At 72.7% G+C, this 25,487-nt stretch carries 24 protein-coding genes, 1 tRNA gene and 1 riboswitch; of the genes, 22 read left to right on the top strand and 3 right to left on the bottom strand.

Translation table 11 applies throughout. The features are described from left to right. Window positions 1–331 precede the first annotated feature (331 nt). The 9 genes from hpnC (at window position 332) to OG373_RS08015 (ending at window position 10,431) form a co-directional block, all read left to right on the top strand. Window positions 332–1,216: a squalene synthase HpnC gene (gene hpnC, locus OG373_RS08055; protein WP_397729610.1), complete on the top strand. Its 885-nt coding sequence runs from the start codon at window positions 332–334 to the stop codon at window positions 1,214–1,216. Continuing rightward, window positions 1,213–2,175: a presqualene diphosphate synthase HpnD gene (gene hpnD, locus OG373_RS08050; RefSeq protein ID WP_405437034.1), complete on the top strand. Its 963-nt coding sequence runs from the start codon at window positions 1,213–1,215 to the stop codon at window positions 2,173–2,175. Before hpnC ends, hpnD begins: the two co-directional genes overlap by 4 nt. After that, a complete protein-coding gene (locus tag OG373_RS08045; RefSeq protein ID WP_405437032.1) occupies window positions 2,175–2,414 on the top strand; it encodes a hypothetical protein in 240 nt (79 codons plus the stop codon). The genes hpnD and OG373_RS08045 overlap by 1 nt, the downstream gene beginning before the upstream one ends. Then, window positions 2,411–3,790 (top strand): hydroxysqualene dehydroxylase HpnE, encoded by a 1,380-nt coding sequence (gene hpnE, locus OG373_RS08040; RefSeq protein WP_405437031.1) that lies wholly within the window; start codon window positions 2,411–2,413, stop codon window positions 3,788–3,790. The genes OG373_RS08045 and hpnE overlap by 4 nt, the downstream gene beginning before the upstream one ends. Next, window positions 3,787–4,962 (top strand): polyprenyl synthetase family protein, encoded by a 1,176-nt coding sequence (locus OG373_RS08035; RefSeq protein WP_397729606.1) that lies wholly within the window; start codon window positions 3,787–3,789, stop codon window positions 4,960–4,962. The genes hpnE and OG373_RS08035 overlap by 4 nt, the downstream gene beginning before the upstream one ends. Before the next feature lie 120 nt (window positions 4,963–5,082). Further along, complete coding sequence (gene shc, locus OG373_RS08030) at window positions 5,083–7,314, top strand: squalene--hopene cyclase (protein ID WP_405437029.1); 2,232 nt, start codon at window positions 5,083–5,085, stop codon at window positions 7,312–7,314. Next, complete coding sequence (locus OG373_RS08025; protein ID WP_405437027.1) at window positions 7,314–7,979, top strand: 1-hydroxy-2-methyl-2-butenyl 4-diphosphate reductase; 666 nt, start codon at window positions 7,314–7,316, stop codon at window positions 7,977–7,979. Before shc ends, OG373_RS08025 begins: the two co-directional genes overlap by 1 nt. A gap of 5 nt (window positions 7,980–7,984) precedes the next feature. Continuing rightward, complete coding sequence (gene hpnH / locus OG373_RS08020; RefSeq protein ID WP_189968184.1) at window positions 7,985–9,016, top strand: adenosyl-hopene transferase HpnH; 1,032 nt, start codon at window positions 7,985–7,987, stop codon at window positions 9,014–9,016. After that, window positions 9,013–10,431, top strand: a complete 1,419-nt coding sequence (locus OG373_RS08015; RefSeq protein WP_405437025.1) for an aspartate aminotransferase family protein — start codon at window positions 9,013–9,015, stop codon at window positions 10,429–10,431. Before hpnH ends, OG373_RS08015 begins: the two co-directional genes overlap by 4 nt. A 38-nt stretch (window positions 10,432–10,469) precedes the next feature. Here OG373_RS08015 and OG373_RS08010 read toward each other — a convergent pair whose 3' ends face one another. Then, a complete protein-coding gene (locus tag OG373_RS08010) occupies window positions 10,470–11,261 on the bottom strand; it encodes a tyrosine-protein phosphatase (RefSeq protein ID WP_405437023.1) in 792 nt (263 codons plus the stop codon). 292 nt (window positions 11,262–11,553) lie between these two features. After that, window positions 11,554–11,750: riboswitch (cyclic di-AMP (ydaO/yuaA leader) on the top strand. A 4-nt stretch (window positions 11,751–11,754) separates the two neighbouring features. On the opposite strand from OG373_RS08010, the gene OG373_RS08005 reads away from it, so the two are divergent. From OG373_RS08005 to OG373_RS07955, 11 genes are all read left to right on the top strand, one after another. Continuing rightward, the gene (locus tag OG373_RS08005; protein WP_405437021.1) at window positions 11,755–12,705 is read left to right on the top strand and encodes a LysM peptidoglycan-binding domain-containing M23 family metallopeptidase; all 951 of its coding nucleotides are present in this window, start codon (window positions 11,755–11,757) and stop codon (window positions 12,703–12,705) included. 162 nt (window positions 12,706–12,867) lie between these two features. Further along, the gene (locus tag OG373_RS08000; RefSeq protein ID WP_397729599.1) at window positions 12,868–13,653 is read left to right on the top strand and encodes an SGNH/GDSL hydrolase family protein; all 786 of its coding nucleotides are present in this window, start codon (window positions 12,868–12,870) and stop codon (window positions 13,651–13,653) included. A gap of 98 nt (window positions 13,654–13,751) precedes the next feature. Further along, window positions 13,752–14,993: an MBL fold metallo-hydrolase gene (locus OG373_RS07995; RefSeq protein WP_405437019.1), complete on the top strand. Its 1,242-nt coding sequence runs from the start codon at window positions 13,752–13,754 to the stop codon at window positions 14,991–14,993. A 286-nt stretch (window positions 14,994–15,279) separates the two neighbouring features. Further along, complete coding sequence (locus OG373_RS07990) at window positions 15,280–17,040, top strand: ATP-binding protein (RefSeq protein ID WP_405437017.1); 1,761 nt, start codon at window positions 15,280–15,282, stop codon at window positions 17,038–17,040. A 38-nt stretch (window positions 17,041–17,078) separates the two neighbouring features. Continuing rightward, on the top strand, window positions 17,079–17,513 hold the full coding sequence (locus OG373_RS07985) for a roadblock/LC7 domain-containing protein (protein WP_405443984.1): 435 nt from the start codon (window positions 17,079–17,081) through the stop codon (window positions 17,511–17,513). Next, window positions 17,510–17,923: a DUF742 domain-containing protein gene (locus tag OG373_RS07980; protein WP_405437015.1), complete on the top strand. Its 414-nt coding sequence runs from the start codon at window positions 17,510–17,512 to the stop codon at window positions 17,921–17,923. Before OG373_RS07985 ends, OG373_RS07980 begins: the two co-directional genes overlap by 4 nt. Then, window positions 17,901–18,533, top strand: coding sequence for a GTP-binding protein (locus tag OG373_RS07975; RefSeq protein ID WP_405437014.1), 633 nt, complete (start codon window positions 17,901–17,903; stop codon window positions 18,531–18,533). Before OG373_RS07980 ends, OG373_RS07975 begins: the two co-directional genes overlap by 23 nt. After that, the gene (locus OG373_RS07970) at window positions 18,530–19,111 is read left to right on the top strand and encodes a GAF domain-containing protein (RefSeq protein WP_405437012.1); all 582 of its coding nucleotides are present in this window, start codon (window positions 18,530–18,532) and stop codon (window positions 19,109–19,111) included. Before OG373_RS07975 ends, OG373_RS07970 begins: the two co-directional genes overlap by 4 nt. Before the next feature lie 71 nt (window positions 19,112–19,182). Then, complete coding sequence (locus OG373_RS07965) at window positions 19,183–19,545, top strand: MmcQ/YjbR family DNA-binding protein (protein WP_405437010.1); 363 nt, start codon at window positions 19,183–19,185, stop codon at window positions 19,543–19,545. Window positions 19,546–19,668: 123 nt separating this feature from the next. Further along, window positions 19,669–21,078 carry an acyltransferase family protein gene (locus OG373_RS07960; RefSeq protein WP_405437008.1) on the top strand — a complete coding sequence of 470 codons (1,410 nt, stop codon included), beginning with the start codon at window positions 19,669–19,671 and terminating at the stop codon, window positions 21,076–21,078. A gap of 57 nt (window positions 21,079–21,135) precedes the next feature. Continuing rightward, window positions 21,136–21,209: transfer RNA gene (locus tag OG373_RS07955), tRNA-Pro, on the top strand. 93 nt (window positions 21,210–21,302) lie between these two features. On the opposite strand, the gene OG373_RS07950 is transcribed toward OG373_RS07955, so the two are convergent. Next, window positions 21,303–21,746 carry a hypothetical protein gene (locus tag OG373_RS07950; protein WP_405437006.1) on the bottom strand — a complete coding sequence of 148 codons (444 nt, stop codon included), beginning with the start codon at window positions 21,744–21,746 and terminating at the stop codon, window positions 21,303–21,305. Between the two features lie 157 nt (window positions 21,747–21,903). Then, a complete protein-coding gene (locus OG373_RS07945) occupies window positions 21,904–22,698 on the bottom strand; it encodes an IclR family transcriptional regulator (protein ID WP_405437004.1) in 795 nt (264 codons plus the stop codon). Between the two features lie 396 nt (window positions 22,699–23,094). Between OG373_RS07945 and OG373_RS07940 the strand changes: the two genes are divergently transcribed. Beyond that, entirely contained in the window at window positions 23,095–24,510 is a 1,416-nt protein-coding gene (locus OG373_RS07940; protein ID WP_405437003.1) for a phenylacetate--CoA ligase family protein, read from the top strand. After that, entirely contained in the window at window positions 24,507–25,433 is a 927-nt protein-coding gene (locus tag OG373_RS07935) for a hypothetical protein (protein WP_405437001.1), read from the top strand. Before OG373_RS07940 ends, OG373_RS07935 begins: the two co-directional genes overlap by 4 nt. Window positions 25,434–25,487 lie beyond the last annotated feature (54 nt).

The following is a 25,487-nucleotide window of genomic DNA, read 5'->3' as shown; positions in this document are numbered from 1 at the left end:
CTCAATCGTGCTCTCGTATTTCGCGGCGACATTCGGTGGCGGAGCGAATACCCGGGAGGGCTCCGCGACGTTCTACAGCGTAAGCTGAGGCGGTCCTCAATCGCGGCAAGAGGGGACGATTCCCCGCAGGTGAAGGGCTCTGGGGCAGCCCGGGGAATCCCCGGGCGGCGTGTCCGAAATAGGATGTAATGGGTCGGCAGTGTAGAACGGGAGATGTGACGGCAATGGCTACGGGAATTCTCCGGCCCCCAGGCACAACGGCCGTCCCCGCCCCGGGCGGCGGGCGGTGACCCCGGGGCACGGCATCCGGCCCCTGTCCGACACGGTCCACGTGAGCGCCACCCTCGACAAGGCGACGGCGGAGAACTTCCCCGTCGCCCCCGTCTTCCTGCCCCGGGCCTGGCGCGACGGGCTGACGGCCGTCTACGGGTACGCCCGCCTCGTCGACGACATCGGTGACGGCGACCTCGCCCCCGGCGGCCGTGACGCCGTCCTCCTCGGTCTCGACCCCGCCGCCGTCGACGACCGGCTCGCCATGCTCGACGCCCTCGAGGCCGACCTGATGCGCGTGTTCGGCGCCGTTTCCGGCCCGCCCCGCCACCCGCTCCTGCTCGCCCTCCAGCCCGTCGTGCGCGCCCACGGCCTGACCCCCGAGCCCTTCCTCGGGCTCATCGAGGCCAACCGCCAGGACCAGCACGTCGCGCGCTACGGGACGTACGCGGACCTGGTCGGCTACTGCGAGTTGTCCGCGAACCCGGTCGGCCGCCTCGTGCTCTCCCTCACCGGCACCAGCACCCCCGAACGGATCCGCCGCTCCGACGCCGTCTGCACGGCCCTGCAGATCGCCGAACACATCCAGGACGTCGCCGAGGACCTCGGCCGCGACCGCATCTACCTGCCCGCCGAGGACATGCGCCGCTTCCACGTGACCGAGGCGGAGCTCGCGGCCCCGACCGCCGGCGCGTCCGTACGCGCCCTGATCGCATTCGAAACCGTTCGCGCACGCGAGCTGTTGAATGAAGGCACCCCGCTCGTGGGTAGCGTGCACGGCAGACTCCGGCTGCTGCTCGCGGGCTTCGTGGGAGGGGGGCGTGCGGCCCTGCGAGCCGTCACCGCCGCCGGTTTCGACGTCCTCCCCGGCCCGCCCAAGCCCACCAAGAGCGGCCTGCTCCGCGAGGTGGCCGCCGTCCTGCGCACAGCGCCGAGAAAGGGGTGAGCCCGACCGTGGAGGGCCCCACACACGTGTCCGCACCGGTCCAGGCCGCCTACAGCTACTGCGAGGCCGTCACCGGTTCCCAGGCACGCAACTTCGCCTACGGCATCCGGCTGCTGCCGAACGACAAGCGGCAGGCGATGTCCGCGCTGTACGCCTTCTCGCGGCGGGTCGACGACATCGGCGACGGCACGCTGGCGCCCGAGGCCAAGTTCGCCCGGCTCGAGGAGACCCGCGCCCTGCTCGGGCGGATCCGGGCCGAGGAGATCGACGAGGACGACACCGACCCGGTCGCCGTCGCCCTCGCGCACGCATCGCGCCGCTTCCCCATCCCGCTCGGCGGCCTCGACGAACTGATCGACGGGGTCCTGATGGACGTCCGCGGCGAGACCTACGAGACCTGGGACGACCTCAGGAACTACTGCCGCTGCGTGGCCGGGGCCATCGGGCGGCTCTCGCTCGGCGTGTTCGGCACGGTGAACGGCTCCGCCCTGGGGGCATCCGACTCCGCGCGCGCGGCGGAGTACGCCGACACCCTCGGTCTCGCCCTGCAACTCACCAACATCCTGCGGGACGTTCGCGAGGACGCGGCCAACGGGCGCACCTACCTGCCCGCCGAGGACCTCGCCAAGTTCGGCTGCTCGGAAGGCTTCCACAGCGACCGGATGCCCGTCGGCGCCGACTTCGCCGGGCTCGTCCACCACGAAGTCCGCCGCGCCCGGGCCCTGTTCGCCGAGGGCTACCGGCTGCTGCCGATGCTCGACCGGCGCAGCGGCGCCTGCGTGGCCGCCATGGCCGGCATCTACCGGCGGCTGCTGGACCGCATCGAGCGCGAGCCCGAGGCGGTGCTGCGGGGCCGCGTGTCACTGCCGCCGCACGAGAAGGCGTACGTCGCGGTGCGCGGGCTGTCCGGACTCGACGCGCGGACCGTCTCCCGCCGGAACACGCGGAGGCGAGGCTGATGACCGCGATCACCCGGCTCCCGTCGGCGGCAGCCGGTCCGGCCGCGGCGCGCACGCGCCTGCGCCCGGTGGGCCGTTCCGGCAGGGCCGGCGCCCGGGCAACCACCTCGGCGGCGGGTGCGTCTCTTCCGGCGGACTGCGACCACGAAGGCCGGGCCGCCGCACGCCGGGCGTCCTCGCCCGCCGACGACCGACCGTCCGGCCCGGACGGCCACCGCAGCACGGGGGAGGGCGCATGAACGGCATCGAGCAGCACGCGGTCGTGGTGGGCGGCGGACTCGCCGGGGTCACCACCGCCCTCGAACTCGCCGACGCAGGGCTCCGCGTCACCCTGATGGAGGGCCGCCCCCGGCTCGGCGGGCTCGCCTTCTCCTTCAAGCGCGGCGACCTCGACGTCGACAACGGCCAGCACGTCTATCTGCGCTGCTGCACCGGCTACCGGTGGTTCCTCGACCGCGTCGACGGCGCCGCCCTCGCCCCCCTCCAGGACCGGCTCGACGTCCCCGTCCTGGACGTCGCCCACCCCGGCGGCCCGCGCCTGGGCCGGCTGCGCCGCAGCGCCCTGCCCGTGCCCCTGCACCTGGCCGGATCGCTCGCCCGCTACCCGCACCTGTCCCTCGCCGAGCGCGTGAGCGTCGGCCGCGCCGCCCTCGCGCTGCGCCGCCTGGACCCCACCGACCCGGCGCTGGACGGCCTGGACTTCGCGACCTGGCTCGGCCGCTACGGCCAGTCGGCCCGCACGATCGAGGCCCTGTGGGACCTGGTCGGCGTCGCCACGCTCAACGCCACCGCCGAGCAGTCCTCGCTGGGCCTGGCCGCCATGGTCTTCAAGACCGGCCTGCTCTCCGAGAACGGCGCCGCCGACATCGGCTGGGCCCGGGTCCCGCTGGGCGAACTGCACGACACCCTCGCCCGCAAGGCGCTCGACGCGGCCGGCGTACGGACCGAACTGCGCACCCGGGTCACCGGCATCTCCCGCATGACCGAAGGGGCGTGGCGGATCGACACCGAGGACGAGTGCCTGGAGGCGGGCACGGTGGTCCTCGCCGTCCCGCAGCGCGAAGCCCACGCACTGCTGCCCGCCGGCGCCCTCCCCGACCCCGACAAGCTCCTGGACATCGGCACCGCGCCCATCCTCAACGTCCACGTGGTCTACGACCGCAAGGTGCTCAAGCAGCCCTTCTTCGCCGCCCTCGGCTCCCCGGTGCAGTGGGTCTTCGACCGCACCGACTCCTCCGGACTCCCCGACGGCGGCCAGTACCTGGCGCTCTCCCAGTCCGTCGCCCAGGACGACATCGACGAGCCCGTCTCCGTCCTGCGCGCCAAGTACCTGCCCGAGCTGGAGCGGCTGCTGCCCGCCGCGCGCGGCGCCAAGGTACGGGACTTCTTCGTCACCCGGGAGCGGACGGCCACCTTCGCCCCCACACCCGGCGTCGGCCGGCTGCGCCCCGGGGCGCGGACCGACACGCCGGGGCTCTACCTCGCCGGTGCGTGGACTGCCACGGGCTGGCCCGCGACCATGGAGAGCGCCGTCCGGAGCGGACTGAGCGCGGCGCACGCCGCACTCGCCGCGCTCGGCCGCCACCGCGAACACCCTCTGCAGGAGGCGGCATGACGAGCACCATCAGCAGCACCGGCACCACCAGCACCACGAGCACAGCACGTACAGGAACAAGAGGAGAGCCAGTGAACCCGGGGAATCCGGCTGTCGAGAACACGGATGCCAGTGTGGGCACAGCCGGAGGGGGCGTGGAGAAGGCGGACACGATCGCTCTCCTGGAACGCGGCCGTACGCTGTCGACCCCCGCGCTCCGCGCCGCCGTCGACCGGCTCGCGGCGCCCATGGACACCGTCGCCGCCTACCACTTCGGCTGGATCGACGCCCAGGGCAACGTGGCCGACGGTGACGGCGGCAAGGCCGTGCGCCCCGCGCTCGCGCTGCTCTCCGCCGAGGCCGCGGGCGCCGCGGCCGAGGTCGGCATCCCCGGCGCCGTCGCGGTCGAGCTCGTGCACAACTTCTCGCTGCTGCACGACGACCTGATGGACGGCGACGAGCAGCGCCGCCACCGCGACACGGTGTGGAAGGTGCACGGTCCGGCCCTCGCGATCCTCGTCGGCGACGCCCTGTTCGCCCTCGCCAACGAGGTGCTGCTGGAGCTCGGCACCGTGGAGGCCGGCCGCGCGACCCGCAGGCTGACCACCGCCAGCCGCAAGCTCATCGACGGCCAGGCACAGGACATCTCCTACGAGCACCGCGAGCGCGTCAGCGTCGAGGAGTGCCTGGAGATGGAGGGCAACAAGACCGGCGCCCTGCTCGCCTGCGCGGTCTCCATCGGCGCCGTCCTCGGCGGCGCGGACGACCGTACCGCCGACAAGCTGGAGGAGTACGGCTACCACCTGGGGCTCGCCTTCCAGGCCGTCGACGACCTGCTGGGCATCTGGGGCGACCCCGAGGCGACCGGCAAGCAGACCTGGAGCGACCTGCGCCAGCGCAAGAAGTCCCTGCCGGTCGTCGCCGCCCTCGCGGCCGGCGGGGAGGCGTCCGAGCAGCTCGCCGAACTGCTCGCCGCCGACGCCAAGAGCAGCGACTTCGAGAACTTCTCGGAGGAGGAGTTCGCAGCCCGCGCGGCCCTCATCGAGGCGGCCGGCGGGCGCCGGTGGACCGCCGACGAGGCACGCCGCCAGCACGCCGTCGCGATCCGGGCCCTGGACGACGTCGACATGCCGCAGCGCGTGCGCGACCAGCTCGTGGCCCTCGCGGACTTCGTCGTCGTGCGCAAGAGGTGATCGCCACCCGACAGCGGATATGAATCGCGAGTCGCCGGCCGGCGCCGCCACCTGAGGGTGGCGCGCACCGGCCGACGGCAGACCCCAGCACAGCACAGGACACTGTTCTAAGGGGAAGCCATGACAGCGACGACCGACGGCAGCGCCGAGGGCGCTGGCGCTGGCAGCGAAACCACCCCGGGCGCTCCGCCGCCCGGCTTGCCGGGCCGCGGCGCCGGCCTGGCCGCAGGCCCCCCGGCACCGCCCGCGGTGGCGCCGGTCCGGTCCGGTATGGGCGGACCGCGCGGCGAGTACGGACCACCGGGCGGGCCGCCCGGCCTGCTGGGCCGCCCCCTGCGCCCCGGGGCGGGCCCGGCCACCGGGCGCGCGGCCGCCCTGGCGCCCACCGGAGCGGGCCGGGACACGGCCCGGACCACCGGGCGGGCGAGCGCCGACCTGCGCCGGCCGCCGGACGGCGTCCGGCCGGGGGTGTACGAGGCCGCCGCGCGCGCCACCCGGAACCTGCTGGAACGCCAGGACCCCGAGGGCTGGTGGAAGGGCGACCTGGAGACCAACGTCACCATGGACGCGGAGGACCTGCTGCTGCGGCAGTTCCTCGGCATCCGGGACGAGGCCACCACCCGCGCCGCCGCCCTCTTCATCCGGGGCGAGCAGCGCGAGGACGGCACCTGGGCCACCTTCCACGGCGGACCGTCCGAACTGTCCGCCACCATCGAGGCCTACGTCGCGCTGCGCCTCGCCGGGGACGCGCCGGACGCCCCCCACATGAGCCGCGCCTCGGCCTGGATCCGGGCCCACGGCGGTATCGCCGCCGCCCGCGTCTTCACCCGGATCTGGCTGGCCCTCTTCGGCTGGTGGAACTGGGACCACCTGCCCGAACTCCCGCCCGAGCTGGTCTTCCTGCCGTCCTGGGTGCCCCTGAACATCTACGACTTCGGCTGCTGGGCACGCCAGACCATCGTGCCGCTCACCGTGGTCTCCGCGCTGCGCCCGGTCCGCTCTGCCCCCTTCGCCCTGGACGAGCTGCACGCCGATGCCCGGGTGCCCAACCCCGTCAGCAGACTCGCCCCGCTGACCAGCTGGGACGGCGCCTTCCAGCGGATGGACAAGGCCCTGCACGTCTACCGGCGGTTCGCCCCGCGCCGACTGCGCAAGGCGGCGATGGCGAGCGCCGGCCGCTGGATCATCGAACGCCAGGAGAACGACGGCTGCTGGGGCGGGATCCAGCCGCCCGCCGTGTACTCGGTCATCGCCCTGCACCTGCTCGGCTACGACCTGCGGCATCCGGTGATGCGCGCCGGACTGGAGTCCCTGGACCGGTTCGCGGTGTGGCGCGAGGACGGCGCCCGGATGATCGAGGCATGCCAGTCCCCGGTGTGGGACACCTGCCTCGCCGCGATCGCCCTGGCCGACGCGGGGCTGCGCCCCGACCACCCCGCGCTGGTCAAGGCGGCCGACTGGATGCTCGGCGAGGAGATCGTCCGCACCGGGGACTGGGCGGTGCGCCGGCCCGGGCTCGCCCCCGGCGGCTGGGCGTTCGAGTTCCACAACGACACCTACCCCGACATCGACGACACCGCCGAGGTGGTCCTCGCCCTGCGCCGGATCAAGCACCCGGACCCGGCCCGGGTCGAGGCGGCCATCGCCCGCGGGGTGTCCTGGAACCTCGGCATGCAGTCCAGGAACGGGGCGTGGGGCGCCTTCGACGCCGACAACACCAGCCCCTTCCCGAACAAGCTGCCCTTCTGCGACTTCGGCGAGGTCATCGACCCGCCCTCGGCCGACGTCACCGCCCACGTGGTGGAGATGCTCGCCTTCGAGGGCCGGGCGGGCGATGCGCGGACCCGGCGCGGCATCGCCTGGCTGCTCGCCGAACAGGAGCCGAGTGGCGGCTGGTTCGGCCGCTGGGGCACCAACTACGTCTACGGGACCGGGTCGGTGGTCCCGGCCCTCGTCGCGGCGGGCATCGCCCCGGGGCACCCCGCGATCCGGCGGGCCGTGCGCTGGCTGGAGTCCGTACAGAACGAGGACGGCGGGTGGGGCGAGGACCAGCGCTCCTACAAGGACCCGTCCTGGGCCGGAAAGGGCGCCTCCACCGCCTCGCAGACCGCGTGGGCGCTGATGGCCCTGCTGTCGGCGGGCGAGCGCGAGGGCAAGGCCGTCGAGCGGGGCATCGCGCATCTGGTGGAGACCCAGCGGGAGGACGGCACCTGGGACGAGCCGTACTTCACCGGGACCGGCTTCCCGTGGGACTTCTCCATCAACTACCACCTGTACCGGCAGGTGTTCCCGCTCACCGCGCTCGGCCGCTACCTGTACGGCGAACCGTTCGCCCCGGCCGGGGAGGCGTGATGTCCGCCGCGGGCGGGGACCGGGCTCCGGGCCCCGACCCGCTGCTGGTGGCCTGCGCGCTGCGCATCGAGCAGGCCGCCCTGCGCAGCGCCGGCCGCGGCCCGGGGCGCGGATCGGCCGCCGGGCACACCCTGCTGCGCACCGGGATGGGCCCGAGCGCCGCCGAGCGGGCCGTCGGCCGGGCCCTGGAGCGGCCCGGGATGGATCGGGCCGCGGTCCTCGCGACCGGGTTCTGCGCCGGGCTGGTCCCCGGTATGCACCCCGGTGACCTGGTCGTCGCGGGGGAGACCCGGGACCTGCAGGGAACCGTCACCTGCACCGGCAGCGCCCTGCTCGCCGAGGCACTGGCCCGGGCCGCCCCGGGCCGGACCGTGCACACCGGCGCGCTGACCGGATCCGACCACGTCGTCCGCGGACAGGAGCGCGCGCAGCTGCGCGCCACCGGCGCGATCGCGGTCGACATGGAGTCCGCGGCCACCCTGTGGGCCGCCACCAGGGGCGGTGACCGCCCCGTTGCGGCCGTCCGGGTGATCGTGGACGCTCCGGAGCACGAGCTCGTCCGTATCGGCACGGTTCGCGGGGGAATATCGGCCTTCCGTGTCCTGCGTGCCGTACTGCCCGCGTTTCATGAATGGCACCGTTCGTTGCTGCTCCCCAGGAGGTGAGCCAGATGGCCATGCCGCTGCGCCAGTCCATCAGGGTCGGGACGTATCTTCTCGAACAAAAGCTCCGCAAGCGCGAGAAGTTCCCCCTGATCGTCGAACTGGAACCGCTCTACGCCTGCAACCTGGCCTGTGAGGGGTGCGGGAAGATCCAGCACCCGGCCGGGGTGCTCAAGCAGCGCATGCCGGTCGCCCAGGCGGTCGGCGCCGTGCTGGAGTCCGGTGCGCCCATGGTGTCCATCGCGGGCGGCGAGCCCTTGATGCACCCGCAGATCCACGAGATCGTCCGACAGTTGGTGGCGCGCCGCAAGTACGTGTTCCTCTGCACCAACGCGATGCTGCTGCGCAAGAAGATCGAGAAGTTCACGCCTTCCCCGTACTTCGCCTTCGCCGTGCACATCGACGGGCTGCGCGAGCGCCACGACGAGTCGGTGGCCAAGGAGGGCGTGTTCGACGAGGCGGTCGCGGCCATCAAGGAGGCGAAGAGGCGCGGTTTCCGGGTGACGACCAACTCCACCTTCTTCAACACCGACACCCCGCAGACGATCATCGAGGTGCTCAACTACCTCAATGACGACCTCCAGGTCGACGAGATGATGATCTCGCCCGCCTACGCCTACGAAAAGGCTCCCGACCAGGAGCACTTCCTGGGCGTCGAGCAGACCCGGGAACTCTTCAGGAAGGCCTTCGCGGGTGGCAACCGGCGGCGCTGGCGGCTCAACCACTCCCCGCTCTTCCTGGACTTCCTGGAAGGAAAGGCCGATTTCCCCTGCACGGCCTGGGCCATTCCGAATTACTCCCTCTTCGGGTGGCAGCGCCCCTGCTATCTGATGAGCGACGGCTACGTGCCGACGTACCGCGAGCTCATCAATGACACCGACTGGGACAAGTACGGCCGCGGAAAGGACCCGCGCTGCGCGAACTGCATGGCGCACTGCGGCTACGAACCCACCGCCGTCCTCGCCACCATGGGCTCCCTCAAGGAGTCCCTGCGTGCGGCCCGGGAGACGATCGCCAGCAACCGGGACAAGTCGGCATGACCGCGCGGTCACCGGAGGAACGGGGCGGCCGGGGCAAGGGCTTCGACCTCGGCGCCCTGCTGGCCGAGCGCGGGGCCGAACGCTACGAGCTGCACGCCAGGCACCTCAACCACCAGCTGCCCCGGATGCTGCACACCATCGGCTTCGACAAGGTCTACGAGCGGGCCGAGGGCGCCCACTTCTGGGACGCCGAGGGCAACGACTACCTGGACATGCTGGCCGGGTTCGGGGTGATGGGCCTGGGCCGGCACCACCCGGTCGTCCGCCGCGCCCTGCACGACGTCCTGGACGCCCAGCTCGCCGACCTCACCCGTTTCGACTGCCAGCCGCTGCCCGGACTGCTGGCCGAGAAGCTGCTCTCGTACAGCCCGCACCTGGACCGGGTCTTCTTCGGCAACAGCGGTACCGAGGCCGTGGAGACGGCCCTGAAGTTCGCCCGGTACGCCACCGGGCGCCCCAGGATCCTCTACTGCGACCACGCCTTCCACGGGCTGACCACCGGCTCCCTCTCGGTGAACGGGGAGGGCGGCTTCCGCGACGGCTTCGCCCCGCTGCTCCCCGACACCAGGATCGCGCTGGGGGACCTCGCCGCCCTGGAGCGCGAGCTGAAGCGCGGGGACGTGGCCGCCTTCGTCGTCGAGCCGATCCAGGGCAAGGGGGTGCTGGCCGCCCCACCCGGTTTCCTGCTCGCCGCGCAGGAGATGCTGCACCGTCGCGGGGCGCTGCTGATCGCGGACGAGGTGCAGACCGGCCTCGGGCGTACCGGGGACTTCTACGCCTACCAGCACGAGCCGGGCGTGGAGCCGGACCTGGTGTGCGTGGCGAAGGCGCTGTCGGGCGGCTACGTGCCGGTCGGCGCCACCCTGGGCAAGGACTGGATCTTCAAGAAGGTCTACTCGTCCATGGACCGGGTCCTCGTGCACTCCGCGAGCTTCGGCTCCAACGCCCAGGCGATGGCGGCGGGCCTGGCGGTGCTGTCCGTCATGGAGGACGAGGAGGTCGTCGCCAACGCCCGGGCCATGGGCGACCTGCTGCGGGGGCGGCTCGCCGCGCTGGTCGACGAGTACGAGCTGCTGCACGAGGTGCGGGGGCGCGGGCTGATGATCGGCATCGAGTTCGGCCGGCCGTCCTCGCTGGGCCTGCGCAGCCGGTGGACCATGCTGCAGGCGGCCCGCAAGGGGCTCTTCGCGCAGATGGTCGTGGTGCCGCTGCTCCAGAAGCACCGGATCCTCACCCAGGTCTCCGGGGACCACCTGGAGGTGATCAAGCTGATCCCGCCGCTGATCGTGGACGAGCGGGACGTGGACCGGTTCGTCGGCGCCTTCCGCGAGGTCATGGACGAGGCGCACGGTGGGTCCGGGCTGATCTGGGACTTCGGCAGGACGCTGGTGAAGCAGGCCGTCGCCGCGCGCTGACGGCCTGCCGACCCGGCGGGGAACCGGTCCCCGCCGCGTCAGACCAGGAGCCGGTCGCGCAGCCGGTCGAGGGTCTCGGGCCGCAGCCCGAGGCCCTCCGTCAGGTAGCGGTCCACCCCGCCCCAGATCTCGTCGATGGTATCGAAGGCGGCCACCAGGTACTCGGCGCGGGCGTCGAAGAGCGGTGCGAGCAGCTCCATCACCTCGGGGGAGCGGGCGCCCGCCGACTCGTCGGTGCGGCGCACGCGGTAGCGGCGGTGCGGGGCGTTCGACTCCAGGTAGTCCGTGACGATCGCCTCGCGCTCGACGCCCAGCGCGAGCAGGGTGACGGCGATCGACAGGCCGGCCCGGTCCTTCCCGGCCGCGCAGTGCATGAGCGCGGGGACGCTGTCCTCGGCGAGGGCGTGCACGACTCGGCTGTGCTCGGCGGTGCGCTGCCGGATGATCCCGCGGTACGAGTTCGACATCCGGGCCGCCGCCTTGCCGTCGCCCAGGATCCCGCGCAGCTGGACGAGGTCGCCGTCGCGGACCAGCCGCCAGAACTCCCGCCCGTCGGCCGGGTCCGAGAGCGGGATGTTGACGTTCCGGACGCCGGGCAGTTCGACGTCCGGCCCCTCCAGGGCGTGGTCGGCGCCGTTGCGGAAGTCGAAGATGGTGTGGAGGCCGAGCGAGGCGAGGAACTCTGCATCGCTTTCGGTGGCATGTGCGAGATGTCCGCTTCGGAACAGTCGTCCCGTCATGACCGTTCGTCCATCGGAAGTCGGCAATCCGCCCACATCGCGGAAATTGCGCACTCCGGTCAGCTCCGGCTCCTGTATCTGCTGGGTCAAAACAACTCCTCCGCCGCGTCCTGGGTCCAGTGTCCGAATTACACTACTTGGCGCCAACTTGCCATATCCGGAGGCGAGATCGGGCACGTCCCCGTGAGCCAGATCATACGGTGACCGTGAGTGCCTGATCGCTAAAGGCGAATGGCCGGGTCGGGGCGGCTGTTGACGGTCGGGAATGGACAGAGGGTGACCGGAATTCCTCCGGTCCCTCATGCCTGTTATTCCGTCAGGGAATTCGCGGCTTGTAGGGCGTGGCCGCAAGGGATTACCTTCGCGATCGATCCGGGCGGAACGCCAAATCCTGCCGCCTCCCGGAAACCGCATCCGACCTATTCGTGCGGCAGGAGCGGGGGAACCAGGTAAGCCGCCGGCCCGGAGATCTTTTCACCGGGACGGCTCGGGGTGAAGCCGTTCATGTCCCGTACATGTACGGCCGGACATCTCCAGTCCGAACCCGACAGCTCACCTCGCAGGCGCCGGAGAGGAATTCGTCATGCCTGCAAAGGGTAAGCACCGCCGTCCCAAGTCCCTTTCCCTTTCGCGCGGTTTCGCCGTCGCCGGAACCGGTGGCGCCGCCCTCGCGCTGCCGCTGATCGGTGCCGCCGGCGCCCACGCGGCCGGTGCTCCGGCCGCCGCTCCCGCGGTGGCCCCCGCGGTGGCCCCGCAGGTTCCGGTCGCGCTGCGGACGGCGCCCGTCGCCGCCGTGCAGGCCGCGCCGTCCGTCTACACGGTGGTGCCGGGCGACTACCTCTCCAAGATCGCCGCGGAGCGCCACCTGTCCGGCGGCTGGGAGCAGCTGTACGCCGACAACCGCGAGGCCGTCGGCAGCAACCCGTCGCTGATCCACCCGGGCCTGAAGCTGACCCTCGGCGGTGCGGGCAAGGCGGCTCCGGCCCCGGCCGCCGCCGAGGCCGACGCGAAGCCGGCCCGGCAGGCCGCGCCGAAGCAGGAGCGCAAGCAGGCCCCGAAGGCCGCCCCGGCGCAGCGGGAAGCCGCCGCCGAGGCCCCGGCCGAGGCCCCCGCCGCACCGCAGTCGGCCGCCGGCTTCGTGGCCCCGGTCAGTGGCGGGATCTCCACCCAGTACAAGGTCGCCGGCAGCATGTGGTCCTCCGGCTACCACACCGGCGTCGACTTCATCGCCAGCTCCGGCACCAGCGTCAAGGCCGTCGGCGCGGGCACCGTGGTCTCCGCCGGCTGGAGCGGCTCGTACGGCAACGAGGTCGTCATCCGCCACGCGGACGGCAAGTACTCCCAGTACGCCCACCTCTCCCAGCTCTCCGTCTCCTCCGGCCAGAGCGTCACCGCCGGGCAGAGCATCGGCCTCTCCGGCTCCACCGGCAATTCGACCGGCCCGCACCTGCACTTCGAGATCCGCACGAGCCCGTCCTACGGCTCGGACCTGGACCCGATCGCGTACCTCCGCTCGAAGGGCGCGAGCCTCTGACGGCACCCGCCGACGGACCACGACACGCGTGAGGCCGGGACCCGAGGGGGGTCCCGGCCTCACGCGTACTTATTCCTTGTCCCGCGCGTGGTACAGATCACGGTCCGTCAACCCCTCATTACGTTGGCGTAGGTTGCTTGCGAGAGTGAAGGATGTTGTCCCGTGGCAGCGACGACGACGAAACTCAAGACCATCGGCTCGTACGCGGCGATCGGGGACAGCTTCACCGAAGGCGTGGGGGACCCGGGACCCGGGGATTCCTATCTCGGCTGGGCGGACCGGCTCGCCGTGCTCCTGGCCGACCAGCGCGAGGAACACGACTTCCGTTACGCGAATCTGGCGGTGCGGGGGAAGCTCCTCGACCAGATCGTGGCCGACCAGCTCCCGCGAGCCAAGGCCCTCGCGCCGGACCTCGTGACCTTCTGCGCGGGCGGCAACGACATCATCCGGCCCGGGACCGACCCGGACGACGTGGCGGAGCGCTTCGAGGCGGCCGTGGCCGACCTCACCGGGGCCGTCGGCCAGGTCATGATCACCACGGGCTTCGACACCCGCGGCGTACCGGTGCTCAAGCACCTCCGCGGCAAGGTCGCGACGTACAGCGCGCACGTCCGCGCCATCGCCGACCGCTACGACTGCCCGGTGCTCGACCTCTGGTCGCTGAAGTCCGTTCAGGACCGGCGGGCCTGGGACACCGACCGGCTGCACCTGTCGCCCGAGGGCCACACGCGGGTCGCGCTGCGCGCCGCGCAGGTGCTCGGCCTGGAGGTGCCGGCCGACCCGGACCAGCCGTGGCCCCCGCAGCGGCCGCGCGGTTCGGTGGACGTGACCCGCGACAACATCCAGTGGGCCCGCGATCACCTCGTGCCGTGGATCGGCCGGCGGCTGCGCGGGGAGTCCTCCGGGGACCACGTGGAGGCCAAGCGGCCGGACCTGCTGCCGCTGTAGCCGGGTCGGGGGCCGCAAGCGGAATCCTTCGGGGCCGGTGTGCGTTGGGATGGTCGTAGACCGACGACCATCCTGACCCCATCCTCCCTGGAGGCGCTTTGACCGGCTCCCGTCCCTTGCGTCCGCGGCTGCGTGCCCTGCGGCCCGAAGCCTTCGGCGCGGACCCGTCCGGTGCCCGGCTGGAGCGGATCCGCCGCTCGCCGAACTTCGCCGACGGCGTCTTCCAGAACCCGGTCGGGGCCCGGAACAGGCCCTCGGGCTCGATGACGGAGTTCGCCAAGATCTACTTCCACCGGGAGCAGCGGGTCAGGCGCAGCCCCGCCGCGCCGATCCCGGTCCACCCGACGACCCTCGCGGACCTGGCGAAGCCGCCCGCGAGCGGCCTGCGGCTGACCTGGATGGGGCACTCCAGCGTGCTCGCGGAGATCGACGGGCGGCGGGTGCTGTTCGATCCGGTGTGGGGCGAGCGGTGCTCCCCCTTCCCCTTCGCCGGGCCCAAGCGGCTGCACCCGGTACCGGTCCCGCTGGCCTCCCTGGGCCCGGTCGACGTCGTGGTCATCTCGCACGACCACTACGACCACCTCGACCTGCCGACGATCAAGGAGCTGGCCGGCACGGACACGGTCTTCGCCGTTCCGCTGGGCGTCGGCGCGCACCTGGAGCGCTGGGGCGTACCGGCCGGCCGGCTGCGCGAGCTGGACTGGAACGAGAGCACCGAGATCGCCGGCCTCTCCCTCACGGCGACCCCCGCCCGGCACTTCTGCGGCCGCGGCCTGCGCAATCAGCAGCACACCCTGTGGGCCTCCTGGGTCGTCGCGGGCGACGAGCACCGGATCTACCACAGCGGGGACACCGGTTACTTCCCCGGATTCGAGGAGATCGGTGCCGAGCACGGGCCCTTCGACGCCACGATGATCCAGATCGGCGCCTACTCGGAATACTGGCCCGACATCCACATGACTCCCGAAGAGGGCATGCGCGCCCATCTCGACCTGCAGGGCGGCACCCCGCACGGCACGATGCTGCCGATCCACTGGGGCACCTTCAACCTGGCCCTGCACCCGTGGGACGAGCCGGGCGAGGGCACGCTGACCGCGGCCGAGGGGGCGGGAGCGGCCATCGCGCTGCCGATCCCGGGCCAGCCGTTCGAGCCCGGCGCCTCCGGCGCTCCGCACACGCCGTGGTGGCGGCCCTTCGTCGCCGGGGCCACGGCGGGCGGGCGGGTCGACGGTCCTTCGTCCGTGCCCCCGCTGGGCGCCGGGGCGGTGGCGGGGACGGCAGCGCGGGTGGGGTCCGCGGCAGCCGGCGGACAGGAGAAGCCGGAGTCCGTCGGGTCGTAGCGCACCACGTGGACGGAGGGACCGGCCGCCCCGGTGCATCGGGGCGGCCGGCGGCCGTCCGGACCGGTCCGTCCGGCCGCGGCGGGGCGGCGCCGGGGCGGTCCACAGGGCCCGACCGGCGCATTCGGGCTGCTGTGCGAGCGCTCCACCGGGAGCGGGAAGCACCCCCACGAAGTTCGCAAACTGGTACTCCCGGGCGTGGCGGTGGGGTCTAGCGTGGGTATTCGGTGATCAACACCGGGCCCCGGGAACGCTGGGGGCCGGGCCCCACGTACCGAGGACCCAGATGTCCGGATTCCGCGCCGCCCGCCACGCCCCGTCGAGACACGCCGTCACCGGTCCCGGCCGGCAGATACGCCCCCAGCTGGTGCGCGCCGCCGTACTGCCCACGCTCGCCGCCGGGCTCAGCGGCGCCGCCGCGGTGATCTTCACCCTCCAGCTCGGCGGGGGAGCGGGCGAGCGCGACGCCCGGCTGTGGCCGGTGCTCACCGGCTGCGCCCTCCTCGTGATCGGCGCCCTCGCGGCCGCCCTTCTCGGGGCCCAGCGCGCCGCCAAGGCCGTACGGGACCGGTGCGAGGCGCTGCGCCGCTCCAGCGTGCGCGGCCGCCACGAGCTGCGCACGGCCGCCGACCGGCTGGACCGGGGCGAGACCCCGTCCCGCCCGGTGCGCGGTGGCCCGAGCTCCCCGCCCCCCGGCGGGGACCCGGCCGGCCTGGACGAGTTCTGGCTGCTCTCCCAGGAGCTGCGCACTGCCCGCGAGCAGGCGCACACCACCCTGCTGCGGCTGGCCGGCCCGGCCGCCCCGTCCGACAGCGAGCGCAAGGTCGAGGTCTTCGTCAACCTCGCGCGGCGCCTCCAGTCCCTCGTGCACCGCGAGATCTCGCTGCTGGACGAGCTGGAGGACACGGTCGAGGACCCGGACCTGCTCAAGGAGCTCTTCCACGTCGACCACCTCGCCACCCGGATCCGCCGGCACGCCGAGAACCTCGCCGTACTGGGCGGCGCCGCCTCCCGGCGTCAGTGGACCCGTCCCATCGACCTGAGCGAGGTGCTCCGCTCCTCGGTGGCGGAGGTCGAGCAGTACACCCGGGTCAAGGTCGTGCCCCCGGCCGGCGGCAGCGTCCGCGGGCATGCCGTCGCGGACGTGGTGCACCTGCTGGCCGAGCTCGTCGAGAACGCCACGGTGTTCTCGGCCCCTGACACGGACGTGGTGCTGCGTGCGGAGCGGGTGACCGCCGGGATCGCCGTCGAGGTGGAGGACCGGGGGCTCGGCATGCCGGCCGAGGAACAGCACCGGATGAACGCCCTGCTCGGGGACCCCGACCAGGTCAGCGTCCGGAACCTGCTGGCGGACGGACGGATCGGCCTGTTCGTGGTGTCGGCACTGGCCCGCCGGCACGGGATCGCCGTCGAGCTCAAGTCCAACATCTACGGCGGTGTGCTCGCCGTGCTGGTGCTGCCGCAGGAAGTGCTGGGCGCCGAGGCACCGACCGCGGCCGAGGCGGCGGGGGGCTCCCGGGCCACCTCGTGGGGGACCGGGCAGGGGGCGGCGGCCGCGCCGCTGGAGCCGGTCCGGATGCACCTGCCGGGGGCCGGGCCGCGCCCCGCACCCGTACCGGTGACCGTCGCGGAACCGGCGCCCCTGCCCGCGCCGCGGTCCGGTACGCCGGTCGGGCCCGTGCCCTCCCCCCGGACCGGTGCCGATCCCGCGTTCGGTCCTCCGTCCGATCCGCCGCCCGGCGTCGGCGCGATGACCTGGGCGGCGCCCGCCACGGCCCCCCGGGGCGGTCCCGCGCCGGATCCGGGGACCGGGGCGGTGGCCTGGTCGGCCCCCGAGCCCCCGTCCCCTTGCGCACCCGGCGGGCCCGACCTGGGGGACCGGCCCCTGCTGCCCCGGCGCCGCGCCCAGGAGCACCTCGCGCCCCAGCTGCGCGAGGCCCCCGCTCCCCGCCGGGCCGCGGACCCCGAGCAACCCGTCCACGACCCGGGCCTGATGGCCGCCTTCCAACGCGGCTTCGGCCTCGCCCAGTCGGAGAACCAGGTATGACCCCGACCCCTGATCCCCTCAGCAAGGAGCGCACCCCCATGGGCGGCGAAGTGGCGACGAAGACCGGCAGCCGGCTCTCGGATCTCGACTGGCTGCTCAGCGGCCTGGTGCAGCGCGTGCCGTACACGCGCAGCGCCGTACTGCTCACCGCGGACGGGCTCGTGACCTGTGTGTACGGGCTGGACGCCGACAGCGCCGACCATATGGCGGCCCTCGCGTCCGGGCTGTACTCGCTGGGCCGCAGCGCGGGCTCCCGCTTCGCGGCCGGGGCCGACGTGCGGCAGGTGGTGGTCGAACTGGACACCGCGCTCGTCTTCGTCTGCGCCGCCGGATCCGGGACCTGCCTGGCGGTCCTCGCCGACCGGGAGGCCGACGCCGGGGTGCTCGGCTACGAGATGGCGATGCTGGTCAAGAGCGTCCGTCCGTGCCTCGCGGCCCCGCCGCGGCGGCCCGTCGCCGACGTGGAGCGATGAGGGTCCGCGGGACGGGGGCGTACGCGAAGGGGCGGGACACACCGTGGCTCGACGACTCGGCGGGCCGGGTGATGCGCCCGTACACCGCCAGCGGGGGGCGGACCAGACCGGGCGTCGCGCTCGACCTGCTCTCGCTGGTGACGGCGACCGGGGTGCGGCCGCGCGTCCCGCTCGGTGCGGAACACATCCTTGCGCTGCGGATCTGCGCGGGCGCCGCGAGCGTCACCGTGGCCGAGGTGGCCGGGCAGCTGCGGCTGCCGGCCGTGGTGGTGAAGGTGCTGCTGGCCGACCTGATGGAACACGGGGCCCTGATGGCGCAGGCGCCGCGGTTCCCGCCCAGCGGCTCCTTCGCCGCCGATGACCGGTCCCTGCTCCTGGCGGTGCTCGATGGCCTGCGCAAACGACTGTGACGCCCCCGCTCCCGTGCCCCCTTCCGCTCCCGCGTCCGCCGCCGGATCCCCGCCCGTGACGCTGAAGATCCTGGTCGCGGGCGGGTTCGGGGCGGGCAAGACCACCTTCGTGGGCGCGGTGAGCGAGATCGAACCGCTCTGCACGGAGGAACTGATCGGCGGCCTCGGAGCGGGCGCCGATCCGCTGCACGGGGTCGAGGAGAAGACCACGACGACCGTCGCGCTCGACTTCGGCCGGATCACCCTCGACGAGCGCCACGTGCTCTACCTCTTCGGCACGCCCGGGCAGCACCGCTTCTGGTTCCTCTGGGAGGAGCTGTGCACGGGCGCGCTCGGGGCGGTGGTGCTCGCCGACACCCGCCGCCTGGCCGACTGCTTTCCCGCCGTGGACTTCTTCGAGCGGCGCGGCATCGGCTTCATCCTCGCCGTCAACGAGTTCGACGGCGGTCACGTCTATGCGCCCGACGAGGTCCGCGAGGCGGTGGGGCTCGGGCCCGAGGTACCGGTCGTACGGTGCGACGCGCGCCTGACCAGTTCCGGGACGGGGGCGCTGGCCGCCCTCGTCCGTCATCTGTTGTGCATGTCTTCGGAGTCGGGGGAACCGTTATGACCTACTACGAATCGACCGGACATCTGCTGCTCACACCGGTGGACCGGGAGGCGCCGGTGCGCTCCGTCCGGTTGCGCGAGCTGGGCCTGGGGGAGCGTACGGACGCCGAACTGGACGCCTTCGCGCGGCGCGTCGCGGGCACGCTCGGCGCACCGCACGCGGGGGTCAACTTCATCGGCGAGGAGCGGCAGTTCTTCGCCGGACTGCATCACGCCGCCGAGGCCCCGGCCAGCGGCTACCCGGCGCGGGTGCTGGCCCGCGACCAGGGCTACTGCCCGCACGTGGTGGTGCGGCGGCGGGCGCTGGTGCTGGAGGACGTACGGGACTTCGCGCGCTTCGCGGGCAACGCGGTCGTGGACGAGAGCGGGGTGCGGTCGTACGTGGGCGCGCCGCTCCTGGACCGGCGCGGGATCGTGCTGGGCACGGTGTGCGCGGTGGACGTGGTCCCGAGGCGGTGGGGGACCGAGGGGCTCACCACGGTGAAGGAGCTGGCGGCGGAGCTGGTGGCGCTGGTGCACGAACGGGAGGACCGGGGGCAGGTCCCCGGGGCGGTGGCGGGGGAGGACCGGCGGGGGTGAGCGGGATTGTCGGTGGCGGGCGCTACGGTCGCGGGACAAGGGTTTCCGGTGGCTGGAGAGGAGTCTCGGGGATGGCCGCAACCGCGCAGGACGTCCGCCTGATCGCGCTGTCGCTCCCGGACAGCACGGAGAAGCCCGCGTGGGGCATGCCGACCTTCCGGGTCGGCGGGAAGATCTTCGTCTCGCTGGCCGACGACGACACCTCGATCGGGGTCAAGTGCCCGAAGGAGGACCGGGCGGAGCTGATCGCGGCGGAGCCGGAGAAGTTCTTCCTGCGCGCCGGCCACGACGACAACTACGCCTGGATCCGGGTCCGGCTGGCGGCGCTGCAGAGTACGGGCGAGCTGCGCTCCATCCTGATCGACTCCTGGCTCCAGGCGGCGCCCAAGCGTCTGATCGCCGCCCATCCGGAGCTGACCGGCGCCACGGGCTGAGCCGGCGGAATCGACGGATCCGCTGCCGAACCGGTCACATTTTGAGGAAGGACCGTGGCGATTGGTCTGTTCTGCGGCATTCGTCGAACGGAGGTGCCACTGCATGTCGGCTAGCCTCCGGAAGTGAACCTGACCAAACGCTCGTCTGCCCGGCGTGCCGCGCGAGGCGCGGCCGAGGGCGGCACTTCTTCCGCTGCTGCGCGGCTGGGTTGGCTGGACGCCCTTCGCGGTATCGCGGCGCTCTCCGTCGCCATGTATCACCTGGCGCTGCCGTTCTACTGGGTGCCGCACGGCACCCGGGTGCCCTATTACCTGGACCCGGGCATCTTCGGGGTCGTGCTGTTCTTCCTGGTGAGCGGATACATCATCCCGGCCTCACTGGAGCGGCGCGGCGACATACGCGCCTTCTGGGTCGGCCGCATCTTCCGGATCTACCCGGTCGTCATCCTCACGGTGGTCGCCTCGCTGCTGATCCTGCCCCGGGCGCACACGGTGATCGCGGACTGGGGCTTCCAGCACGGGCTGCTGTCACTGGTCGGCAACGGGCTGATGATCCAGGACCTCATGGGCATCCCCAACGTGATCGGCGTGATGTGGACCCTCACGTACGAGATGGTCTTCTACTACTTCGTCACGGCACTGTTCGCACTGGGCTGGCACCGCAAGAGCGCGCCCATAGCCGTCGGCTTCGCCGCGGTGGCCCTGCTCCTCGGCGGCTGGCTCGCCCTCGGCGCGATCTCGGTGAACCTGACGTCCACCCGCCACCTGGTCGTGGCCTGCGCCACCATCGTGCTGATGGCGATGGCGTGCATCATGACCGGCAAGCCGGCGCTGACCCGGACCGGAGCGGTGCTCCTGGGTGGCCTCGGCCTCCTGCTGATCACGCTCAACAGCCGGGCCGCGGCCTTCGAGACCATGATGATCTTCGCGACCATGTTCTCCGGCACCGTGCTGTACCGCCTGGAGCACCGCCAGATCGAACGTGCCCAGGCCCTCCTGTCCTGCGCCTTCGTCGTCGCCTGCGGCTTCCTCGTCGGCTACCTGTACAACCGGGGCCCGGCCCTCTCGCGGACCTGGAGCGAGTCGTGGATGGCCTGGTCCTTCGCCTACGCGGGCGCGTGGGCGGTCTTCGCCGTGGGCATGCTGCTGCGGAAGCGCCGCTTCCCGCGCTGGCTGAGCTGGCTCGGCGCGATCAGCTACTCGCTGTACCTCCTGCACAACCCGGTGATCCACGGCATGAAGTGGCTGCTGGAAGGACGTGCCCCGTTCGAGAGCTGGACCGGCCGCTTCGTCCAGTTCGGCGTGTTCACGGCCGTGCTGCTGCTCCTCAGCTACCTCACCTATCGCCTGGTGGAGCTGCCCTTCCAGAACCTGGGCCGCCGCGTCCTGAAGGCCGCGACCCGGCCGCGTTCCCGGGACGCGCTGACAGCGGCGCAGACGGACGCGCAGACGGACGCGCAGGCGCACGCCGCGGCGGACGCGCACGCCGACGCGCAACCGTCGGCGGAAAAGGTGGGCGCGACCACCCCATGAAGTGCGGTATCGTTCTCCTGCGCGTTCAACCAGGGGAAAGCCCAGGTCAGCGCGCATCGGGACGTGGCGCAGCTTGGTAGCGCACTTGACTGGGGGTCAAGGGGTCGCAGGTTCAAATCCTGTCGTCCCGACTCGTAAGAGTCGTAGACCGAAGGGCCGATCCGGAGCAATCCGGATCGGCCCTTCGGTCGTTCTCCACCCTCCCGGACGTGCTGCGGCCGAGGTCAGGCGGTCGCGCCCGTGTCGGCCTCCCGGTGCATGCCGGCGCACAGCGCCCAGACCACGAACAGGTTGACGGCGACCAGGGTCAGGGCCCACCAGGGGTAGTACGGCACCCACAGGAAGTTCGCGATCGCCGCCAGGCCGGCGACGGCCACACCGAAGAACCGCGCCCACAGGGCTCCGGTGAACACCGCGCAGCCGGCGATGACGAGGGCGATGCCCAGGATCAGGTGGACCCAGCCCCAGCCCGTCAGGCTGAACTCGAACACGTAGTGCCGCGTCACGACGAACAGATCGTCCCTGGCGAGGGCCGCGATCCCCTCGAAGATCGCCATCGCGCCGCCGAAGACCATCAGGGCGCCCGCCGTGATCGTGGTGCCCGATGTGGGCGCGTGCCAGGCGCTGGGCTGCTGGCTTGTCCGGGGTCTGCTGGCGTCACTGGCCATGTCGATCTCCTCGGTGACAGAGCCGACCTGGCGCGCCAGGATCGGCGATCCCCCGATTCAGCGTGTCACGGTCACCCTCCGTCGGCACTCCGGCCGGACGGTGGGGCCGATTCCGGACGAATCCTCAGACGGCCCCACCGTCCGGTCGGCAGACGGCCTAGCGCGGACCGGCCAGGACGGGGTGCGGGGCCGGGGTGCCCGCGGGCCGGTCGGGCCACTCGCGGTGGGGCCGGGCCCCGATGGGCGGCCGTCGCGACAGATTGGCGCTGATCATCGCCGCCGCGCGGGCCACGGACTCGCCCAGCGGGGCGATCTGCCCGGCCTCCAGGCTGGTCGCCGCCACGGCGGCCACCACCTGCCCGGACGCGGAGAGTATCGGCGCCGACACACACGAGAGGGAGCTCACGCACTGCCCGTACTCGAACGCGAGCCCCCGCTCCCTGGCCTGCGCGACCTCCCTGGCCCACGAGGAGGCCGTGCGCCCCGCGGGTGGCTCGCCCGACGGGGCCGAGGCCGCCAGGATCAGCTCGGCCGCGCTCCCGGGCGGCAGTACGACGCCCGAGCTGAGCGGAAACACGTCGTCCACCTCGCCGCGCAGCCCCCCGACGACGATCGTCTGCCCCGCCTCGGCCACCGACAGGCTGAGGCTGAGCCGGCCGCTCGCCGAGGCGAGCTCGCGCAGCGGCCGGGCCGATGCCGCGCGCAGCGCACGCGCGGGGTGCCATGCCTGTCCCAGCCGGAAGGTCCGGGCCCCGAGACGATAGCGGCCGGCGCGGCTCTGCACCGCGCCCAGTGCCACCAGCTGCCCCAACAGCCGGTGGGCGGTGGCCTTCGGCAGTTCCGCGTCCGTCGCCAGGCGGGTCAGGCCGACTTCGTCGCCCTGCGCGAGCACCTCCATCAACGCGAACGCACCCTCGAGTACGCCCCGCCCCTCTGCACCGGATCTGGCCATGGGCGGTCCCCCTTTCCCATCTGGTCCCATCGGTCGGATGGGTCCAGAACTCCCCGTTCGTCCCGGATCGTTGGAGGTAACGGTGGTGCCGTGCCCCGTTCACCGGTCCGTTGAATGGACCAGATCATTGCCCGTGTGTTGCGATCGCGCCAGTGTGTTCTCGTCCAAGTGACGGAACGTTACGGCGACCCCAGGGGAGCCCGAAGGACCGTCCGCCCGGAACGAAACAAGGAGGATCCGATGAGCGCGATCAAGACGAGCGCCAAGCAGTTCAAGTACGTCATGGGCGCCATGACGGCGGTCTTCTTCGCCACCTGTTCCGCCAGCTGACGATGAAGTGAGGGGTGGGAGCGGCGCGCCGCTCCCACCCCTTCGCCACGCCCCAGGGAGGTATGAGTGCTGGAGACCGGTGTCCGCCAGGTACGGGTGGCCATGGCGATGGTGTTCGGCCGGCGGCTGAACGTACGGGCCGTCGAGCGGCTGGTCGCCGACGCCCTCCTCACGCTGGAGGAGTTCGGCTCGCTCGGCGACGACGTGGACGAACTGGCCGACGGACCGTTCGCCGATCCCGACGAGCGCCGGGACCTGCAGAACCGCGCGCTCCAGCGGACCGTGCGCCGACTGGCCAAGCACTCCCCCTTCTACCGGGAGCGGCTCGCCGGCATCGACCTCGACGGCCTGACCGCCGAGACGCTCACCAGGATTCCGGTGACCCGCAAGGCCGACCTCATCGACCGGCCCGCCGATTTCCTGTGCAGCACCCCCTACCTGGCGACCCAGACGACCGGTACCACCGGCCGCCCGGTGCAGATCTGGCTCTCCCGCTACGAGATGGAACTCTGGCCCGCACTCATCGCCCTGTCCCTGGTGCTGCGCGGCGATCTCGGGCCCGGCGACCGCATGCAGATCAACCTCAGCTCGCGGGCGACGGCCGCCGTGCAGGAGGACGTCGAGGTGTGCCGGCTCGCCAACGCCTCGTGCCACGTCGTGGGACAGATCCCGCCGGAGGAGTCCGTCGAGCACCTGCTCACCCCGGTCGGCGGAACCCGGCCCACCATCCTCACGGGCAACCCCAGTTACCTCGGCCAGCTGGTGACCGCCGCGCGGCGACGCGGCTACGGGCCCGACGACTTCGGACTGCGGGCGATCTACGCCGGCGGGGAGATGCTGTCGCGCAGCCTCGCGGACGCCCTGCGCGAGACGTTCGGGGCCCGGACGGTCGGGGACGCCTTCGGCATGACCGAGCTGCTGCCGGTCGGCGGCCGCACCTGCAGCAAGCGGCACCTCCACATCGACCCGAACATGGGCTACACCGAGGTCCTCGACCTGACGACCGGCGAGCCCGCCGGACCCGGCCGGCTCGGCGAACTGACGGTCACGCCCTACTTCCCCTACCGGGAGTGCATGCCGGTCCTGCGCTACAACACCGGTGACGTGGTCCGCACCCTGGACGGCGAACCGGACTGCGAGCTGGCGGCCGTGCCCGCGGTCTCCCACATCCTCGGCAAGGCGGGCACGCTGCACCGCACCGTCGAGGGCCTGGTGACCCCGCGCGACATCCTGGAGGCGCTGGACGGCACCCCCGGTCTGCCGTGGCCGCTGCGCCACCGGGCCGAGGTCGGGGACGACGGCCGGCTCCACGTGGAGGTCGCCTCCAAGGAGGTCACCGAGGCGGAGGCGGCCGAGCGGCTGCGGGAACGGGGCATCGACGCCCGCGTCACGGTCCTGCCGGTGGACGACGAGGAGGCCGCGCGCCGCTTCCCCCTCCGCTGCGACCTGTTGGAGCACACCTTCACCCGGAGCCACGCATGACGGTCTTCTTCCAGCTCGCGGTCACCATCGCCCTGGCGCTCGGCGTGTGCGTCGGCGCGATCGCCTACTTCCGTGCCGTGCGCACCCCGAGGCCGCCCGTCGGCGTCTTCAACGGCAGCGACATCTTCATGATGATGGGCTTCGTCCTGGCGCTGCCGTACATCTACCTGACGCTGCCGGGGGCGGTCCTGCCGGTGGTGCTCGCCCTGGTCTTCGCCGGCGGGCTGTCGGTCGGCTACCAGCCCCTGATCGGCAACGGCCGACTGCGGTGGGCGCTGATCGCCGTACTCATCGCGAGCGTGCTCGCCTGCCACATGGCCTTCGGCGAGACCGCGCCGCCGTACTGGGTGGCGAACAGCGCCGTCGTCCTGCTGATCGTCGTCTCCGCCACGAACCTCAACGTGCAGGGGGGCATGCGGCTGAAGAACGTCGCGTGGTTCCTGCTCGCGCTCACCGCCTACGACGCCTTCTTCGCCTGGGTCGTCCCGCTGACCCAGGAACTGTCCGACGCCGTCCAGGGATACCCGTACGCACCCGCCGCGGGCCTGCGCATCGGCGAGGACCTGGGCGCCGTGGTCGGCATGGGCGACCTGCTGGCCTACGCCCTGTTCACCACCACCGCCTACAAGGCGTACGGGACCCGGGGGCTGCGGACCGGGATCGCGCTGGTCACCCTCTTCGGCGCCGTCGCACCCGTGGCCACGCTGCACATCGTCGCGGCGTTCACCGATCACGCGCCGACCCTCGTCCCGGCCCAGGTGTTCTTCGGCCCGGCGGCCTTCCTCGGCTACCGCTTCCTGCGCCGCGGCGGCCCCGAGCGGCGGATGGCGGACGTGGTGTTCCGCGGGACCCGCGGGGCGCCCGGGGGCGCCCGGCCGCAGGCCCCGGCCGGGCGCGGTGCCGCCGCCGAACCCGTGGGCTGAGCGGGCCGCGGCGTCCGGGTGCGGCTAGCCTGAAACTGCGCTCCACCGGCCCTG

This window comes from Streptomyces avidinii (assembly GCF_045161815.1).
Taxonomy (GTDB): Bacteria; Actinomycetota; Actinomycetes; order Streptomycetales; family Streptomycetaceae; genus Streptomyces; species Streptomyces avidinii.
Note: the sequence above shows the minus strand (reverse complement) of the source record. Positions and strands in the feature narration are given on the sequence as shown.